The sequence below is a fragment of the Thiomicrospira sp. genome, assembly GCF_036568485.1.
GTDB lineage: Bacteria > Pseudomonadota > Gammaproteobacteria > Thiomicrospirales > Thiomicrospiraceae > Thiomicrospira.
Genome location: NZ_DATCSL010000109.1, coordinates 1 through 18,674 on the forward strand (window position 1 = coordinate 1; position 18,674 = coordinate 18,674).

Genomic DNA, 18,674 nt, shown 5'->3' on the forward strand with positions numbered 1-18,674 from the left:
TACTTTAGCCGTCATAGTGACTGGACTCCTGATTAAATGAAACTCTTAATTCTTAACTGGCTGCACCTGAACCGTGCCATCTTGAAACTCAACCCCAAATTGATTTAAGGATTGTGCTTGTGCGGCACTTGAAATTGGGGCACCTTGTTGGGTTTTTGCAATGGCAAAGCCGCGCTTAAGTTGGGATTGTGGCCCTGAACTCAAAATAAACCCCATAGTTTGTTTGAGCTGTTGGCGATACAGTACAATCGCCCTGCTTGCATTTTGCTCAATGGATTGTTGACTCAGCTCTAACTGCTGTTTTGCCCGACTTAAAGGTTGCTGAGCTTGGCTGACGATATGTCGTAATTGATAATCTAAACTTGCGCGTTCGCTGCTTACCCATTGCTGACTGGTATGTTTTATTTGAGTATATAAGGGCTCAAGTTGCGCTTTCCAATACATTAGATTGCGCTGTTGTGAATAATCAATTTGCTGTTTCAGTTGTTGTAACTGAGCTTGCGTAGTCTGTAATTGATGCTGACTGAGACGCTCGATTTGCTGCCAATTCTGTATCGCTTGTTTCGCGCTGTTTTCTATTCGGTGCCAAATGCCAGCGGCGACTTTACTAGGCGTATCAAATCTCAAACACGCCACTTCATCTAAAATCGTGTTGTCACGTTCATGTCCAATCCCTGTTAAAAGCGGTAACGGCTGAGTCGCCAAGGCTTTTGCCAATTCCAATTGGTTTAACGGGTTTAAATCTAACTTTGCACCACCGCCCCGAATAATCACCAAGGCATCAAACGGATTATTTTGGTGAATACCGCTAAATGCATCCAGCGCACTTAGCATTTCGGTTAATACCGCTTCACCTTGAAAACTGCTATGAAAATACACAAACTCGCACAAATTGTAGTGTTCAAGTGCATCGGCTTCTGCACGAAAATCGCCTAACCCCGCCGCATTAGGTGGTGAAATCACCGCGATTCTAAACAGATCAGCAGGAAACGGAAGCTGTTTGTTAGCTTGATAAATCCCTAGCTTTATCAATTCCTTACGAATGGCAATTAAGTTGGCTTCGATTTCACCTAAAGTAAATTTTGGATCAAGGTCTTCAACTACCAGCGAAAAGCCAAACTTCTCATGAAAGTTCACCGAGACTTGAATCAGAACATTTTGGCCATCTTGCAACACACTACCAGTCACTTGCTCAAAGCGAGCCAGTAAACGACTGGCATTCGAAGCCCAAATCATCGCACGACAGGAAGCCAAGGTTTGACCTTGATCGTTATTTTCACTCAACTCTAAATATATATGACCACGCCGCTCATTAATATTCGCAATCTCCGCCCTCACCCACACTGCTTTTGGAAACGCGCCCTTCAGTTTTAACTGAACCTGAGCCAATAATTGCGTCAAGCTCACGCTATTAGCGGCGGTTTCATCTTCATCTGTATTGGCAAGCGAATCAAAGCTTAAATCCAGTGAAGCCGTTTGCAAATCCACATCGGTGTTTTCGCTCATGACTTCTGCTTGGTTCGTTGATGAATCAAGCCACTGTGAAAACAAACTCAAATCAACTTGCTCAGGATCAGGCAAATACCATTTTCGTTTAAGTGGATCCCAACGCGCGCCCTGCTGTTTAGCTAAATCCTTGTCAGGATAAGGCACATCAAGATACAGCATCTTGCCCCTCCAGATTTTGGCTGGCTTGTTCAACAAGCGCATAAGCTTGTTGTAACACCTCAATTCCAGAGCCTGGCTTAAATGCATTCTCCGACAAATAGCGACGCCATAATCGACCACCTGGTTGACCATGAAACAAACCCATCATATGGCGACTTATATGATTAACGCGCCCACCTGAAGATAGGTGCGCTTCTATATATGGATACATGCTTTCTAGAACCTCTTCACGAGTCTGAACTTGACGTTCATCACCATAATATAAAGCATCCACCTCAGCTAACAAATAGGGCTGCTCATACACCGCACGGCCTAACATCACGCCATCAACGGCTGGCCACTGCTGATAAGGTTTTAGGTGCGCCAGACCTGATTGAGGCGTCGCAATACCACCATTTATCATGACTTCAAGGGCTGGGAAAGCTTGTTTTACTTGATGCACCCAATCGTATTTGAGCGGCGGCACATCACGATTTTGTTTGGGCGATAAGCCCTGTAACCAAGCTTTGCGTGCATGAATAATCACACCGTCCACTTGAGCCTCAACCAAACCACGAACAAACTCAAATAAACTGTCTAAGTCTTCTTGGTCATCAATGCCAATTCGACACTTCACCGTTACTGGAATGGATACCACAGCTTTCATAGCGGCGACAGATTCAGCAACCAATTTAGGATGCGCCATTAAGCAGGCACCAATTAAATTGTTTTGAACTCGATCGCTCGGACAACCAACATTTAAATTAATCGCGTTGTAACCCCACTCCTCACCTAATTTTGCACAATGCGCTAAGTCGGCTGGGTCACTTCCACCCAACTGCAACACAACTGGGCTATCTTGTTCGTCATGGCCTAAAAAACGCGGCAAATTTTTGCCATAAATAAGGGCACCCGTCGTGACCATTTCAGAATACAACCAGGCCTGGCGACTGATTTTTCGATGAAAAACTCGGCAGTGCCGATCAGTCCAGTCCATCATGGGCGCGACCGCAAATCGATGCGGGCTAAGATTGGAGTTAGAGGTGCTAAAAGATTGGTTCACAAGTTACTTTAAGTCATATCATTAAAGTCTGAGATTATCCATTAAGATGCCTTAACATGCAATTCTGCTAGCGGATTCCAATTCAGATATTCCTCTCCGTTTTGCCAGCTTTGCGTTGAATTTGGACTTTTAGCCATTTCATTGTAGTATTACGCGTTCGCATGGCGTGCAAACAAGCGATCCGCATGAAATCACGCTCAAACTTGACCCTAAAGATAAGGAAATAACTATGGCTAAGCGTGCATCAGCTCGTCACCTATTGGTTGAAACCGAACAACAATGTCTAGACCTAAAAAAGCAAATTGAAGAAGGCGCGGATTTTGCCGACATCGCCAAACAATACTCAAGTTGCCCTTCGGCCGCACAAGGTGGTGAGCTCGGCGAATTTGGTCCAGGCATGATGGTTCCTGAATTTGACAAAGTGGTATTCAGTGCGCCAGTTAACACGGTACAAGGTCCAGTTCAAACTCAGTTTGGCTACCACTTGTTAGAAGTAACCAGCCGCACAGAATAAGTTTCCACATATGTATCGTTGCCCACTCTGCCAACACTCGCTTGAGCGTCATGGGCAACAATTGCGCTGTGATTTGGGCCATAGCTTTGACATTGCAAAACAAGGTTATGTGAACCTTCTACCGGTCCAAAACAAACGCTCAAAATCCCCCGGCGATAATGCTGACATGATGCAAGCCCGTCGAAATTTTCTTAATGCCGGCTACTATCAAGCATTATCCGACCAATTAAACCAATTCTTTATCGACTATGTCGCCGCTTATTCGACCCCAAATGTATTGGATTTAGGTTGTGGCGAAGGCTATTACACAGCTCGACTTCAATCCGCTCTTAACACCAAAACATCGGCTCAAATCTGGGGATTAGATATATCTAAAGAAGCGGTTCGTTATGCAGCCAAACGTGATAAAAACATCCAGTTCTGTGTTGCCAGTGCTTATGATCTGCCGTTTCCCGACCAGAGCTTTGATGGCTTAATGCGAATTTACGCGCCCTCTTTAGCATCTGAGATTGGCCGTGTAACCAGGCCTGGTGGTTGGTTAATCACTGTACAACCAGCGGCGGACCACTTAATCGAACTCAAACAAGCGATTTATCGTCAACCACAGCCGCATGACGAAACGCCAGAGTCTGTTGAAGGCTTTACACTGATTAAACAGCATAAACTTAGCTATCAGATGATACTTGATAATGAGACTGACCGTCTAAACTTGATTAATATGACGCCATTTGGTTGGAAGCTAAACGCGGAACAAAAACAAAACCTAGCCCAATCACTACAACAAATAAAAGCGGATTTCTTAATCCATGTTCAGCAAAAAACCAATAATTAAGTAAAACGCGATATTTAGACCCACCACCAGGCCTGCTGGCTTCTTTTAAAACTCAAATCTGTTAGCATATTGGCTTAATTCAAAAGAACAGAACGTAATAAAAATGACGCCTGAACTCGACTTAGCGCAACGTTTGTTTCCCAAGCGTAATCCCGATCAATTTTCTACTGAACTATTACAAGCTTGTAAATTAGCACTAGAATCGCAATACCTCCCAGAGCGACGCTTAATATCCAGTCTAGAAGCGATGGATGTGCTACTCAGTTTAAACCTCGATGATGACACCTACATTGCCACCTTAATCAGTGACCTAAACTTAGAACCGCTCTACACCATTGCCGATTTTGAGACGCAGTTTGGCAAAAATACCGCTAAATTAGTGGAAGGCATTCGCCGCCTTAACAACTTTAAAGAGTTTGATGTCAATGCACATGGCGACGAAGTTCAAACGGAACGTTTGCGTCAAATGTTGCTAGCGATGACATCGGACATCCGAATCATGGTGGTCAAACTCGGTTACCGCGTGGCACGTTTACGACATTTAAAGATAGAAGATGAAAGCACACGCCGTTTAATTGCCGAAGAAACTCAATTGATTTTTGCCCCGCTTGCCAACCGTTTAGGTATGGCACAACTTAAATGGGAGTTGGAAGATTTATCGTTTCGATATCTTCATCCCGATACCTATAAAACGATTGCCAAACAACTGGCCGATAAACGCACTGAGCGCGAAAACTATATTCACGATTTAACTGTCACCCTCAAATCCTTGCTCGATAACGAAGGATTAATAGCCGAAGTATCCGGTCGTCCCAAACATATTTACAGCATCTGGAAAAAGATGTCGAAAAAACATCTCGAATTGGATGAGCTTTATGACCTGCGTGCCTTGCGTATTTATGTGCAAAATGTCTCCGATTGTTATCGTGCCCTAAGCCTAGTACACAGCAAGTGGAATTTTATTCGTGAAGAGTTTGATGATTACATCGCCACACCTAAAGAAAATGGTTATCAATCGATTCATACTGTGATTATTGGCCCGCAAGGCAAAACGGTTGAAATACAAATTCGAACCCACGACATGCACCAGCATGCCGAACACGGCATTGCCGCACACTGGAAATACAAAGAAGGCGGCAAAGGCCACGATGTTAACTTAGAAGCTAGTATTAACAGTATGCGACAACTGCTTGAAAACCGTTCCGACTCCGAAGTTTTCAACGAAATCAGTATGGAGCTGCAAAGTCAAAACATTTATGTGCTCACACCCAACAATCAGATCATTACCCTGCCGCAAGATGCCACACCGCTTGACTTTGCTTATGCAATTCACACCGATTTAGGGCACAGTTGTCGAGGGGCGAAATTAAACGGCAAAATTATTCCCTTAACCCAAGCTTTAAAAACCGGTGATCGAGTCGAAATTTTGGCCATCAAACACGGCGAACCCAATCGAAACTGGCTTAACCCAAACCTGGGTTACATCAAAACCAGCCGTGCTCGCACCCGGATTAAAAACTGGTTCAATAAGCGCAACAAAGACGCCAATATTGAATCTGGAGAACAGTTATTTCAGCGTGAAATCAAACGCTTAAATGCGCGTCAAGTGACAGCCAAAAACATGGCTGAACATTTTCAGCTGGTTACAGAAAAAGAATTTTTTGAAGCCTTGGGTAAAGGCCAGTTAAATGAACGCCAGCTTTTAAATGCCATTCAAAAACGTATTCAACCACATTTAAAAGCCAAACAAGCGCTACCAACCCAACCAGTTAACTTTGCAACCGACGAAATTCAGCCATTTGTGGTTGGTGCGCCGAACTTACGCACCCAACTTGCGCCCTGCTGTGAACCCAAACCAGGCGAACAAATTATAGGTTTTGTCACACGTGGTCGCGGCATTACGATTCACCGCGTTGATTGTGCGAATATCTTAAATTTATCCGATAGTGATAAGCAGCGTTTAATTGATGTACGCTGGAGCAACCAGTCCGATCAGCAGCGCATATTTATGATGACGTTACATATTTTGGCTTTTGATCGAAAAGGCTTGCTGCGCGATGTCATGGCCAAATTGACCGAGTTTGATGTCAATTTAGTACGCTCCGATACCCAGACTGACCGCCAAGAGCGCACAGTGGATATGCAAATGGAGCTTGAAATCAGTGAATCAACCGACTTAGGTCAGCTACTGGATCAACTGGAAACCTTGCCAAATATTGAAGAAGTCAGCATTGAGCAACATGAGGTGGTGGACGCGAATGATTAGATTCAGCCTTTAAAACGAGCGCATCACATCAGCCATAGTGATTGTTTGCCTAAATTAGCCTAAATTAAATGTGATTTCACTCCCGAATAGGCCGCTTGATCGATATACACATAGGTTTGTTGTTGCGCCATAAGTTGGTTGATAGGCAGCGATTGTTTGTTTAACCAAGCTTGAAGTGCTTCGTGTTTGCTAACTCCACTAATCAATTTCAGCATCACGCGTGTGTTGGCTAAACGTTGATAGCTCAAACTTACTCTTTCTGAGGGCGGTTTAGGTGCACTCCTAATCCCAATGACATCGGCAGAGTCCAGCTGATTCTGCTGCGCTGGAAACAGACTAGCCGTATGACCATCTTCCCCCATACCCAACATCACCAGATCAAACGTCCCGACCGCGGCTAAAGTTTGGTTATATAGCGCGACAGCGCGTTCTAGCCCAAGTTCGGTCGGAATCAATTGAATATTTTCAGCCGGAATTGGCACTGACGACAACCAGGCCTGGTATAAGCTCACACTATTACGCTGTGGATCATCCAACGCCAGTACCCGCTCATCACCCATATATATAAACCATTTCGACCAGGCCTGGTGCTTTTGTTCACGTAATAGCTCATAACAGCGATTCGGTGTTGTGCCTCCCGCTGTGACCAGATGAAACGCACCACGTTCGGCAATGGCTTGTTCAGCCGTGTTTAGAATCAGTTCAACTGCTTGGTGTGCCAAGCTTTCCGCCTCATCAAATACGCACCAGCCTTGCGGTAATTCATTCATGTTCTGGCTCCAGAGAATAACGCCAAGTTTGGCCAGGTTGCTCAAATAATTTCACCGAATCCTTTGGTCCCCAACTGCCTGATGCATAGGTGTCGATATAACCCCTTTCACTCGACCAGGCCTGCAAAACTGGATCCACTACTTTCCAAGCGGCTTTGACTTCGTCATAGCGTAAAAATAACGAGCGATCACCTTTAATCACATCTAACAACAAATCCTCATAAGCATCACTTCTTAAGGTTCCAGGTTCATGCATAAAAGCATCAAGGCTGATCTGCTGGGTATTGATTTCCAAGCCAGGTTTTTTGGCGGTCATTTCAATCCGAATGGTTTCTTCGGGCTGAATCCCGAACACTAACCAGTTCGGTTCCATCTTTTTAACTTGTGAATCTCGAAAAAACTGTTTCGGAGGATGTTTAAAACAAATTGAAATAAGTGTCTGATTTTTAGGCATATTTTTACCAGTTTGCACATAAAATGGTACGCCAGCCCAGCGCCAATTATCAATATAAAGTTTTAACGCGGCATAGGTTTCAGTCACACTGTCGGCGGATACGCCTGGTTCATCTAAATAAGCAACCGCCAGTTTTCCCTCAACCTCTCCGGCGGCATATTGTGCACGATAAGCTTGTGCATTCACCGAGTTCTTGGTGATGGGTCGAATCGATTTAAGCAGTTTCACCTTTTCATCGCGGAGCGCTTCAGCTTCTATCGAAGCCGGTGCTTCCATAGCAATCAAAGCAAGCAATTGCAATAAATGGCTTTGAATCATGTCACGTAAAGCACCGCTACCATCATAATAACCGGCGCGTTGGCCGATGGGTTTGGCCTCAGCATGTGTGATTTGAATGTGATCAATATAGTTACGGTTCCAAAGCGGTTCCATCAATAAATTTGCAAACCGGAAAACCAATAAGTTCTGAACCATGCCCTTGCCTAAGTAATGGTCAATGCGGTACATTTGACTTTCATCAAGCTGTTTATTGAGTTGAATTTGAAGGCTTTTTGCACTATCAACATCATAACCAAATGGCTTTTCAAAAATCACACGCTTCCAGCCGTCTTGCTCATTTAACAATTCACTTTTGCCTAGATTTTCCACCACCTGAGCAAAATCTTTTGGACTTATCGATAGGTAAAAGGCCATGTTTTTTGATAATTGATTCGTCTTAAAATAACTCGCTAAACGTTTAAAGCTTTCGATATCATCAATATCGGCTTTAAAGTAATCCAAACGCTGGCTAAACTTATCAAATAAATCCTCTTTAATCCCCCCGCGCGCCAATGGAAAAATGGCTTCGCGCGCAACCTTAACCCAGTCGGCACGCTGCCAATCTCGCCGCCCAATTGCGACAATTTTGACGCCCTCGTCTAAACGATCAACTTCTTCTAGGTGATAAAAGGCCGGTAGTAATTTGCTAAGTGATAAATTGCCCGTCGCACCAAAAATCACATAAGTACAATGCGTTGTCATACTTAAACCTCGTAGGTGGTTGAACGGACATTGCCCCCCGACCCGACCCAGTCCGTATGGAACCATTCACCGCGAGATCTGTCCACGCGTTCATAAGTGTGGGCACCAAAATAATCACGCTGTGCTTGAATTAAGTTAGCCGACACTCGTTCACTGCGATACCCATCAAAAAAGGCCAGAGCCGAACTTAAAGCCGGAGTTGGGATAGCGTTTTGTATACCAAAAATCACCGCATGACGCCAGTTGGATTCAGATTCTTTAATTGCGTGTTCAAAAAATGGCGCTTGTAATAAATTGGTTAAATCTGGTTGCTGATCAAATGCGTTTTTAATTTCGCCTAAAAACCGGCTGCGGATAATACAACCACCCCGCCACATCAAAGCGATGCCGCCATAATTCAGCGGCCAATTGAATTCACTCGATGCTTGAGCCATTAACATATAGCCTTGCGTATAAGAAATAATTTTAGCCGCGTACAAAGCATCATGAATCGCCTGTAACATTACTTCTCGTTCAACTTCTACCGTTGGCAAGGTGCGAGGGAAAATTTTAGAGACATGTAAACGTTCATTTTTTAAAGCCGATAAACAACGAGCATAAACCGACTCGGTAATTAGGGTAAGTGGAACGCCCATTTCAAGCGAACTGATCCCCGTCCATTTACCCGTGCCTTTTTGTCCGGCCGCATCTAATACCTTATCCACTAAAGGCTCACCGTCAGAATCTTTAAAACTTAAGATATCCGCCGTAATTCCAATTAAATACGAATCCAAAACGCCACGGTTCCATTTAGCGAATATTTCGTGGCACTCATCGGCGCTCATACCAAGGCCTTCACGCATGAGTTGATAGGCTTCTGAAATAAGCTGCATATCGCCATATTCAATACCGTTGTGCACCATTTTAACGTAGTGTCCGGCCCCTTCCGGCCCCACCCAATCACAGCAGGATTCATTATTCGATTTTGCAGAAATGGCTTGAAATATCGGCTTAACAAATGGCCAAGCTTGCGAATGACCACCCGGCATAATTGAAGGCCCAAAACGTGCGCCTTCTTCACCACCGGAAACCCCGGTACCAATAAACAATAAACCTTTCTGATCCAGTTCACGCATACGACGATTTGAATCGGTATAGAGTGAGTTACCGCCATCAATGATAATGTCACCAGCTTCTAACAAGGGCGTAAGCTGATCAATAAAATCATCGACCACTGGCCCGGCCTTAACCATAAGCATAATCTTGCGTGGCTTAGATAAGGTGTTCACCAAATCAATTAAGCTTTCAGCGGCTTGAATGCTTTTACCCTTAGCCGAACCATTTATGAACGCCTTGGTTTTATCGTAAGAACGGTTATAAACGGTGACTTTAAAGCCATGATCGGCCATATTTAAAACGAGATTTTGCCCCATAACCGCTAAGCCGATTAAGGCTATGTCCGCTTGAAACATAATGGTTTTCCTTTGTATGCCTTACGCATAGTTTGTACTGATAAGATGCCGAATTGGAAAACAAAAGCTAAAATGGATTAGTCAATTATTAAATACTTGAAATGGAAAAGAAAATAACCTTTACTGAACACTCTGATAATGAATGTACCATAAGATTTAGAAATTTGAAGTGCTAGAAATGAAAAAGCCCGAGTAAACAAAATTTACTCGGGCTTTTAGTGTTGGCGTCCCGTAGGGGAGTCGAACCCCTGTTACCGCCGTGAAAGGGCAGTGTCCTAGGCCTCTAGACGAACGGGACAATTTTAATCTATCTAACTTGGGGTTATTGGTGGAGCTAGGCGGGATCGAACCGCCGACCTCTACAATGCCATTGTAGCGCTCTCCCAGCTGAGCTATAGCCCCTCAAGCTGATAGCGGCGTATTATAAAGACTCCACCGCCAGCGTCAAGCGGTTTTTAGTAAAAACCGCAAAAAAACTTTTGGTTCAGTGCGGGTTTTACGCCCTACTTTTACCCGACTTTCTTTTGCACCCACAACAACGAATCTAAACGACCATCAGCAAACAATTGATATCCTTGCAAATGCGCCTGTGTCACCGCGTACTGGTTTTCGTACCAGAGTGGTAAAATCGGCAGGGTTTGCTGCAAATGGCTTTGAAGCTGCCGATAGAGTTCTGCTTGTTGTTCGAGCGTGTCCGCTTGACCGGCTTGCTGAATAAGCTGATCAGCCTGTTCACTTCTATAACGCCCGCGATTGGCCCCATTTGGTGGAATTGCGTCGCTTGCAAACACATATTGAAAAATATCGGGACTTTTAATGCCGACCCAAGCCAAGCCAAACATTTGAAAACGCCCCTGAACGATATCACTGTAAAAAGTTCCCCAGTCGTAACTTTGAATTTGCAGTTCAATCCCCACACGTTTTAACTGTGCTTGATACAAGGTGGCTAAACGAATGCGGGTTGGATCACTTGAAGTTTTGTAACTTAAAACCAAGGGCTTACCCTCGTCTTTGCCCTCAAACTCAACCTGCGAAATCAGGATTCGAGCTTTTTCCAGGTCATGCGGCCAACCACTTAAACCAGAATGCCCTGCCCAATGTTCCGGCACCAATAGCCCTCCTGCTAGGCGGGCTTGGCCGTTAAAAATCGCGTTAATAATTTGTTGTCGGTCAATCGTATAAGCAATCGCTTCGCGCAAAGCCGGCTGGCTGAGTAAAGGATCATCAAAATTAAAGCCTATATAGGAGTAACTCGTGCCCTTTTGCCAACTCACCACCAGGCCTGGTTGCGATTCGCAGTACTGAACCAGTTCAGGCGAAAGATCATTTTGTAAGCAGTCGAGCTCACCCTTTTGTAATTTGAGCACCCGAACCATCGCATCTTTTACCACAACAAAATGCAATTCAACTCGGTCAGGACGCTGCAGTATCAGACGTTGTTCATTCATTTCGATAAATGTAGCTTGTCCCGATCCCAAAGGTTGGTCGGTAAAGTCATGCCCGGCATCGATCAAGTCTTTTGGCAAAATCCCCACTGTCAAACGCCCAACAAATAAGGCATCCGGCTCACTTAAGTGAAAGTCGAGCGTACTCTCATTAAGCACGTCAATACGCGCAATATGTTTAAGTGGCCCACGATGTGGCGATCCAAACGAAACATCTAAGATCGATTGATAGGTTGCAGCCACATCCTCAGCTTGTAAAGTTTTGCCATGTTTAAACATAGAGGCTTCGCGCAAGGTAAAACGATAGTGCTGAGTAGAAAAAGCCTGCCAATCCGCCAAATCAGCAACAGGCTCTGAGCGTTCGTTAAAGTCAATTAACTGACGATATAACAACCGATTAACGCGGCTTGACAAGGCATCAGTGGCGCGTCTTGGGTCAAGCATTCGTGGGCGTGTCGTGACGCCAACTAAGATTTGGTTTGCCTGAGTTGGGCGTTCGCAACCACTTAAAAAAGGCCCTGCGGCCAACAAACCAAAGGTGCTTTTTAATAAGTTTCGACGTTTTATCGAGTTCGACATATTAACTGGGGTTACTCAATAATTGGTCTATCTCGCGCAAATGATCAACATTTAACTCACCTAGGGTGTTTTGTAAACGCAATTGAGTGAGCAATAAGTTATGTAAAGCTTCAGCTAGGTTGCTTTGAGCATCGAATAAATTAGCGCGCGCGGTGACGACATCAATTAAATTACGCAACCCGACACGATAACCCTCTTCTGCCGCCTCTAAGAAAGCTTCGCTGGACTTAACCGCTTCGCGTAAGGCGGCCACCAAGGAATAACCCCGTTGTAGGTTTTGGGCTTGAACACGTGCATCTAAGCGCGCTTGTTCGCGTGCATCGCGTACCGAAATATTAGCCGCTTGGCTATTAAAACGCGCTTCTGATACTTGTGAACTGGTTGCGCCACCCCGATATAAAGGGACATTCAAGGTAATACCGACTGAGGTGTTTTGGTTATCAAAACGCGTCGTAAAACCGGTTGTATTATAACCAGAATAGCTTGTATCACTGACCTGCGCATTCAAGGATACATTAAACCAATGGCCGGATTTTTGCGCTTCAACTTCTTCCGACGCAACCAAATAATCTTGCTGCGCTAAACGCACCTGCAGGTTATCAACTTCGGCTTTAAGTTCTAACGCGGTTTTGTCCATGTTTAACTTGGGCAAGGCCACATCCAACACCAATTGCTTGATTTGTCTAACCGGTTTACCGGTGAGTTTAGTCATGGCCTCATAGGCGCTATCTAGGGTGTTTTCAGCATTAATACGCGTCGAGATTGATAAGTCATAGGCTGAACGAGTTTGCAACACGTCAGTGCGACTGGCTAAGCCGACATCCGATGAAGCTTGCGCTTTTTCCCACTGAATTTTGTCTGCTTCTTGCTTAGAGGTCGCCAAAGCTAGATTTTGCTCAGCCAGCAATACATCAAAATACACGCTAGAAACGCGTTCTATTAAACTTTGCTGAGCTAAACGATAACTGATTTCCGATGATTCCAACTGGTATTTGGCTTGGTCGTAGCGGCTAAATGCTTCGCGGTTAAATAAAGGTTGCTCTAAACTAACCGATAAAATCTGATCACTTCCTGTGCTCCTATCCGAATTACTTTCATTTTGTTGCAAGGTGGCACGTGCATCAATTTTGGGTAAAAGTAAACTTCTGGCTTGCGTCATGACTTCGCGCTCAGCGTCATAACGCGCTCTAGCTTGCGCCAATTGTGCGTCATGTAATAACGCCATTTGATAGATATCCACCAGGCCTGGTGCCGCCTGACTCGGTAATGAGGTGAGTAAACCCGCGCTTATCGCGCTAACTAATGCCCAGTTTTTAACGCTTCTCATCGAGTGTCCATTCCTTGTAAGGGTGTTTGCTCAAACTAATGTTGTAATACTTTACGTCATGTGTCACTTCTGCGCCAGCCCAAGCGGGCAAGCTTAGTAATTGGGTTTCAGATTCGAGTTCAACTTCGGCCACAATTAAACCGGCATTATCACCAAAAAATTCATCAATTTCCCAAGTTATTCCTTCATATTCAACCAGGTAACGAATTTTTTCAATAACTGGCCCAACTGACAGTTTTTTAAGCATTTTTTCGGCATCGGCTAGCGGGATCGGATACTCATATTCATCTCGACTTAAACCAATTTCTAAACTTTTAATGTTTAAGTTGGCGGCCTCACCTTCAATCCGCACTCGAACCGAACTTTTGCTTGAACTTTCCTCAATTTGATTCAGGTAGCCTTGTAAAAAACGGGTTTTTTGTTTAATCGATTGTCGCCAGGTTTGATTGGCCAACAAAAATTTACGCTCTATTTCTCGCGCCATGTTTATCCTAATTATCGCTATTTGAACCCAACCAGGCCTGGTGGTAGGCTTGCCAGTGAGGCTGATTCGGGTTAAGTAGAACCTGCGCTAATTCATCGCAAGCTTGTTGATATTGAACGGGCGTAAACCAGCCTCGCATTAATTGAAAACGCAAATACACCAAATAGGTGTTAATCACGTCTAACTCGCAGTAATCACGAATACCTTTAATATCGCCCGCTAAATACTGATCCAACACCCCTGCGCCACTCAAGCCCATTTTACCGGGCAAGCCAAGTAACTGGGCAATCTCATCTAATTTCGCTACCGCACGCGGTTGATAACCCGCCATCACATCCATTAAATCTATATGCGCAAACTGAAAGCGGCTAATATAGTTATTCCATTTGCGTTCGCGATCGAAATCGCCCATATCCCAATAACTCCGTGCGCTGATGCCATGCAATAATGCGCGGTAATGTAAGACTGGCAAATCAAAGCCGCCACCATTCCAACTCACGAGCGTGGGTTTAAAACGTTCAATGCCTTCAAAAAAGCGTTCAATCAAGGTTTTTTCGTCAGAATCGACATCACCGATTGACCAAATTTTAACCGAATCGCCGGTTTTCATTACCGCTGAAATCGCCACGATTTGATGCAAAAAATGCTTTTGAAACTCGCCACCGCTTTCAATCCGACGTTTTAAGTTAATCGCTTGTAACGTGTCTTCATCCGACAAGTTTTCCAAGCCAAATACACGTCGTGCGCCAGCCAAGTCGGGAACGGTTTCGATGTCAAAAATTAAAGCCGGTTGCATGCTCACCCCACCGGAAACACATTAGTCGATAAATAACGATCACCTCGGTCGCAAATAATGCTCACGATCAAGGCATTTTCAAGCTCACTCGCAAGCTGAAGCGCCGCCGCGGTGGCACCACCGGAAGAAATGCCGGCAAAAATGCCTTCCTGCTTGGCCAATTCGCGTGTGGTTTGTTCGGCTAGCGTTTGCGGCATATCAATAATACGATCTACGCGTTTATCATCGTAAATATCAGGCAAATACTCTTTTGTCCAACGTCGAATTCCTGGAATGGATGAGCCTTCAGTCGGCTGAACCCCCACAATTTGAATGTTGGGGTTTTGTTCTTTCAAATACATTGAGCAACCCATAATGGTGCCAGTCGTACCCATCGCGCTGACAAAATGGGTGACTTTGCCTTGGGTATCTTGCCAAATTTCTGGGCCGGTTGAATGATAATGTGCGAGTGGATTATCAGGGTTAGCAAACTGATTTAATACGCGTCCTTCACCTCTGGCCTGCATATCCAAGGCTAAATCACGCGCGCCTTCCATACCTTGTGCTTGTGTCACCAACACCAATTTTGCGCCATAAGCGGCCATGGAGGCGCGGCGTTCAATACTCATATTGTCCGGCATAATCAGAATCATTTTATAACCAAGCGTAGCCGCCGCCATCGCTAACGCAATACCGGTATTGCCGCTGGTTGCTTCAATCAGGGTGTCGCCCGGCTTAATCTCGCCACGCTTTTGGGCTTGTAAAATCATATTTAACGCTGGCCGATCCTTCACTGAACCCGCCGGATTATTGCCTTCGAGTTTGACCAACACCACTGAGCCGGTTGTCGGATTCACCAAACGCTGCAATTGCACCAACGGCGTGTTTCCTACCGTATCCATCAGAGTTTTAAATGACATCTTTGCTCCCATAAAACTGTTCAAACACTAGACCACTGGTGTGTGAATTCATAATCCAGCTAACCATAAACCCAAAGCCAGCAATAAAGGCGTGAATAAATTCAGCATCACATTCCACTTTAAAGCGGGTTGCAACCGATCAATATCATCACAATACTGACGGACCCTAAAATACAAAGGCACGGCGAAAATCAAATTCAAACCAGCCAATAATGCCCACAAAGGCAAGTATTCTAACGCGACCAATATCAGAAGCGTTAAAAAAGCCGCTAATAAAAACCAACGAAATACCAATACACCGCGCTGCAAACCGGCTGAAATTAATATATGGCGCCGCCCCACTTGCCTATCAGCCTCAATATCCGGAAACTGATTGAGCAGTAACAAGTTATTCACCAGAAAAAACGGAATCAAAGACACACCAAACGCCAGCCAGCTGTATTCGCCCATCATGACAAAATAAGTGCCCATCACCATCAAAGGGCCAAAGCCTAAGCCTGGCGCAATTAAACATAACCAAGGCGATCGAGTCAGTCTAGGCGTATAACTCACCACCACTAAAATCCCCAACAAACCCAGCGGTAATAATCCCCAGCCGCGCAAATAGATAAAAAACAAACCAATACTGATCACCACACCCAGCATGATATAGCCTAAAGCCTCAACCCATTTGAGTGCTTGAGGCGTGTTTTGCAACGATCCACTACCACCGCTGAAGGCGGTACGCTGGGTTAAGTTATCTAAACCTGAACGCGCATCATGTGCTTCGTTAAGTAAGTTCACACTCGCGTGTGCGGCCAAGGCGCCCAACAGAATTAAACTGAATAAAGTATTTGACCAGTTAGCGCCTGAATACCAAGCCAAAGCTCCACCCAAACAAACAACAGACACCGTCAGCAATAAAAATGGCGGGCGCATACTGCGAATAACGGCCTTAAAAATTGAAATCATATCAATAGACAATCCTATCCAAATAGGCGCCAGGCCTGGTGGTTTAGTCGTTTATGGCCGCGCATAAGCGGTCACACGTTTGCTCCAACCCGGCATCCAACGCTGTTCATTGCGCTCTGTGGGCGCATTTTTAACCCGCTGTACTAACACCGCTTTGGCGGCCTGAGAAAAACCTTGCAGCGCAAGTTGTGGATTCGAAGAAGCCGGCATAGTTTGTAACACCTGTAACAACCCCCAACCCTGATTTTGATAACGCTCCGCTGGCTGATCCCCAAAACCTTTAAAGTTGGCGTAATCAATTAAAGCAAAATACCCCGCGCGGGTTTGGCTTAAGATTTGGATTTTAGCGCGAATTTTAGCTGATTGTTGTTCAGGCAAGTCATTCAGGAGTTTGTGAATGCGTGATTCAAAACGCTGCATAATAAACGCCGTTTGTTGAGGTTTGGTTTTGACTAACCAAGCACGTAAAGCTTGCATGTCTTCCGACCACCAGGCCTGGTCAAATTCGGCTTTATTTGCCCAAGGAGCATGGCGCTGTTGAATCCATTTTGGAGTGGGTTGAGTTTGCGAAACAAACGCGACCATCTCGACAAAAGTCGGTTCAAAAGGCACCTCAACCTGGTTTGGAATCCAAATAAAATGCCCGATCCCAAAAGACGGAAATTCTTCGTTCGGACTCCAAAAAGTCAGGTTTTCTACTTTACCGGCGGTTTCATTTTGAAAGATTTTTTCGCCGATCCAAGCCATATCGGATGCCGATAAATCAGCAGACAAAGCCGAACTAGATGCCTGTAAGTTGGCGGTAAAAAAAGCTGAAAAAACAAAGGTTAAAGAAGTGAATTTAAACATCTGCGTCATATTTTATTTTGGCATTAGGACCTAGTGCCACCACGCCTTCATACACTGAGCGGATAAATAACGCCAGCGCCATAAAAGGCACAATCGAGGTGGTTAATAACAAAGTCACGGCGACTAACCACGGACTAAAGCCATCAATTTGGGCTAAGGCCAAAATATTGTGCTCAATGTACATGGCAGTACGTGCAATATGTTGAAACAATAATTCAGAATGATTCACACTGGCGCGCACAAACTCGAGTAGTTCAACACTCATGGGTTCAAAACGCATCGGTGGCCAACGCATATTAACCGTAAGTTGCATCACCAACATATAAAGCGCCCCGATCAACACGCTAATATAGGCACGGCTAAAATCATGAATCGCGGTTTTAACGTAACGCTGAAACGTCAGTTTAATCATCAGCAAGGTCACAATCGTCAAACCCGACAATAGAATCCATGCGGTGGGATAACCCGACGCGGTATAGACAAACACCATCGCGCTAATCGTCAAAATGCCCGCCAATAATAAGGCAATCACTAGGCTGCTTAATCGCGCCTCAATCACCCAACGCACCCAAGGATGATCGGTAATGACGCTGGCTAAATACAAATTAAGTTGTCGTGTGGCACGATAGACGGTGATAAAAATCGCCAGCAAAAACACCCCGCCAAATAGCGGTAAATGCCAGTTTTGCAACCAAGGTTCGGTATATTTAAACCCCAGCAACCAGCTGCCACCTATTAACAATGTTAGCAGCAAGCTCGCGCTTTTAGGATAACGATCAAACCAGCTTGTCATGGATTTAATCATCATTACTCATAAAGCCGATTCACTTTAGACGCATCATGCTTGGCGAGCGCTTCTTTTAAACGCTCTTGTTCAAGCTTGCTGAGCGCCAACTCAGACTGCAACTCTTCAACCTGTTGAGTTAACGCTTGGTTCGTTTGGCGTAACTCTTGAAACTTGATTAAATCCGGGCCATAAACTTGCATGGCTAGGGCTAATAACGCAATAAACAGTGCAAAAAACGCCACTTTTAACATCTCAACCTCCTAGTAGAAACTCCAGGTTTCGATTGGAAAGACACCAGGCCTAGTGATCTTCCAAAATGCGGTTTAACGACCTCGACGCGTCGGTTTAATCGGTGCTTTTTTAGTTTGTTTAATCGCAACTTGTCCACGTAAATCAGGGCGAACTTCGCCCGGTAAATCCACGCTTTTTAGCAAGGTATTCACCTGCATCCAGTTTAAAGCTTGGGTTTTACCACGACGCAAATTACGCGGCAAACTGAAATCAGCATAACGTGTGCGCATTAAACGGCTCACTTGCACG

At 44.9% G+C, this 18,674-nt stretch carries 17 protein-coding genes, 2 tRNA genes and 1 pseudogene; 3 read left to right on the forward strand and 17 right to left on the reverse strand.

Annotated elements, in window-relative coordinates; genetic code table 11:
• Nucleotides 1-45 precede the first annotated feature (45 nt).
• Nucleotides 46-1,668 carry an exodeoxyribonuclease VII large subunit gene (gene xseA / locus VIM91_RS10400; RefSeq protein WP_331864746.1) on the reverse strand — a complete coding sequence of 541 codons (1,623 nt, stop codon included), beginning with the start codon at nucleotides 1,666-1,668 and terminating at the stop codon, nucleotides 46-48.
• Nucleotides 1,655-2,710 carry a tRNA dihydrouridine(20/20a) synthase DusA gene (gene dusA / locus VIM91_RS10405; protein ID WP_331864747.1) on the reverse strand — a complete coding sequence of 352 codons (1,056 nt, stop codon included), beginning with the start codon at nucleotides 2,708-2,710 and terminating at the stop codon, nucleotides 1,655-1,657. The genes xseA and dusA overlap by 14 nt, the downstream gene beginning before the upstream one ends.
• Before the next feature lie 229 nt (nucleotides 2,711-2,939).
• Here dusA and VIM91_RS10410 point away from each other — a divergent pair, with 229 nt between their 5' ends.
• The 3 genes from VIM91_RS10410 (at nucleotide 2,940) to VIM91_RS10420 (ending at nucleotide 6,322) form a co-directional block, all read left to right on the forward strand.
• A complete protein-coding gene (locus VIM91_RS10410; protein ID WP_331864748.1) occupies nucleotides 2,940-3,224 on the forward strand; it encodes a peptidylprolyl isomerase in 285 nt (94 codons plus the stop codon).
• A gap of 10 nt (nucleotides 3,225-3,234) precedes the next feature.
• The gene (gene rlmA, locus VIM91_RS10415) at nucleotides 3,235-4,056 is read left to right on the forward strand and encodes a 23S rRNA (guanine(745)-N(1))-methyltransferase (RefSeq protein ID WP_331864749.1); all 822 of its coding nucleotides are present in this window, start codon (nucleotides 3,235-3,237) and stop codon (nucleotides 4,054-4,056) included.
• A gap of 103 nt (nucleotides 4,057-4,159) precedes the next feature.
• Nucleotides 4,160-6,322 (forward strand): bifunctional (p)ppGpp synthetase/guanosine-3',5'-bis(diphosphate) 3'-pyrophosphohydrolase, encoded by a 2,163-nt coding sequence (locus VIM91_RS10420; protein WP_331864750.1) that lies wholly within the window; start codon nucleotides 4,160-4,162, stop codon nucleotides 6,320-6,322.
• A 59-nt stretch (nucleotides 6,323-6,381) separates the two neighbouring features.
• Here VIM91_RS10420 and pgl read toward each other — a convergent pair whose 3' ends face one another.
• The 15 genes and pseudogenes from pgl to VIM91_RS10495 form a co-directional block, all read right to left on the reverse strand.
• On the reverse strand, nucleotides 6,382-7,092 hold the full coding sequence (gene pgl / locus VIM91_RS10425; RefSeq protein WP_331864751.1) for a 6-phosphogluconolactonase: 711 nt from the start codon (nucleotides 7,090-7,092) through the stop codon (nucleotides 6,382-6,384).
• Complete coding sequence (zwf, locus tag VIM91_RS10430; RefSeq protein ID WP_331864752.1) at nucleotides 7,085-8,566, reverse strand: glucose-6-phosphate dehydrogenase; 1,482 nt, start codon at nucleotides 8,564-8,566, stop codon at nucleotides 7,085-7,087. Before zwf ends, pgl begins: the two co-directional genes overlap by 8 nt.
• A gap of 2 nt (nucleotides 8,567-8,568) precedes the next feature.
• The gene (gnd, locus tag VIM91_RS10435) at nucleotides 8,569-10,017 is read right to left on the reverse strand and encodes a decarboxylating NADP(+)-dependent phosphogluconate dehydrogenase (protein ID WP_331864753.1); all 1,449 of its coding nucleotides are present in this window, start codon (nucleotides 10,015-10,017) and stop codon (nucleotides 8,569-8,571) included.
• A gap of 222 nt (nucleotides 10,018-10,239) precedes the next feature.
• A tRNA-Glu gene (locus VIM91_RS10440) sits at nucleotides 10,240-10,315 on the reverse strand.
• Between the two features lie 28 nt (nucleotides 10,316-10,343).
• A tRNA-Ala gene (locus VIM91_RS10445) sits at nucleotides 10,344-10,419 on the reverse strand.
• Between the two features lie 107 nt (nucleotides 10,420-10,526).
• Nucleotides 10,527-12,041, reverse strand: coding sequence for an ABC transporter substrate-binding protein (locus tag VIM91_RS10450; protein ID WP_331864754.1), 1,515 nt, complete (start codon nucleotides 12,039-12,041; stop codon nucleotides 10,527-10,529).
• A 1-nt stretch (nucleotide 12,042) separates the two neighbouring features.
• The gene (locus VIM91_RS10455) at nucleotides 12,043-13,368 is read right to left on the reverse strand and encodes a TolC family outer membrane protein (RefSeq protein WP_331864755.1); all 1,326 of its coding nucleotides are present in this window, start codon (nucleotides 13,366-13,368) and stop codon (nucleotides 12,043-12,045) included.
• Nucleotides 13,355-13,852 (reverse strand): CYTH domain-containing protein, encoded by a 498-nt coding sequence (locus VIM91_RS10460; protein WP_331864756.1) that lies wholly within the window; start codon nucleotides 13,850-13,852, stop codon nucleotides 13,355-13,357. The genes VIM91_RS10455 and VIM91_RS10460 overlap by 14 nt, the downstream gene beginning before the upstream one ends.
• A 7-nt stretch (nucleotides 13,853-13,859) precedes the next feature.
• Nucleotides 13,860-14,648: a 3'-5' exonuclease gene (locus VIM91_RS10465; protein ID WP_331864758.1), complete on the reverse strand. Its 789-nt coding sequence runs from the start codon at nucleotides 14,646-14,648 to the stop codon at nucleotides 13,860-13,862.
• Nucleotides 14,649-14,650: 2 nt separating this feature from the next.
• Nucleotides 14,651-15,547 carry a cysteine synthase CysM gene (cysM, locus tag VIM91_RS10470; protein ID WP_331864759.1) on the reverse strand — a complete coding sequence of 299 codons (897 nt, stop codon included), beginning with the start codon at nucleotides 15,545-15,547 and terminating at the stop codon, nucleotides 14,651-14,653.
• 48 nt (nucleotides 15,548-15,595) lie between these two features.
• A complete protein-coding gene (locus tag VIM91_RS10475; protein ID WP_331864760.1) occupies nucleotides 15,596-16,498 on the reverse strand; it encodes a prenyltransferase in 903 nt (300 codons plus the stop codon).
• A gap of 51 nt (nucleotides 16,499-16,549) precedes the next feature.
• Nucleotides 16,550-17,347 carry a hypothetical protein gene (locus tag VIM91_RS10480; RefSeq protein ID WP_331864761.1) on the reverse strand — a complete coding sequence of 266 codons (798 nt, stop codon included), beginning with the start codon at nucleotides 17,345-17,347 and terminating at the stop codon, nucleotides 16,550-16,552.
• Nucleotides 17,340-18,155, reverse strand: coding sequence for a hypothetical protein (locus VIM91_RS10485; protein ID WP_331864762.1), 816 nt, complete (start codon nucleotides 18,153-18,155; stop codon nucleotides 17,340-17,342). The genes VIM91_RS10480 and VIM91_RS10485 overlap by 8 nt, the downstream gene beginning before the upstream one ends.
• Entirely contained in the window at nucleotides 18,155-18,385 is a 231-nt protein-coding gene (locus VIM91_RS10490; RefSeq protein ID WP_331864763.1) for a hypothetical protein, read from the reverse strand. The genes VIM91_RS10485 and VIM91_RS10490 overlap by 1 nt, the downstream gene beginning before the upstream one ends.
• Before the next feature lie 72 nt (nucleotides 18,386-18,457).
• A pseudogene (locus VIM91_RS10495) lies at nucleotides 18,458-18,674 on the reverse strand (hypothetical protein); the annotation flags it as partial.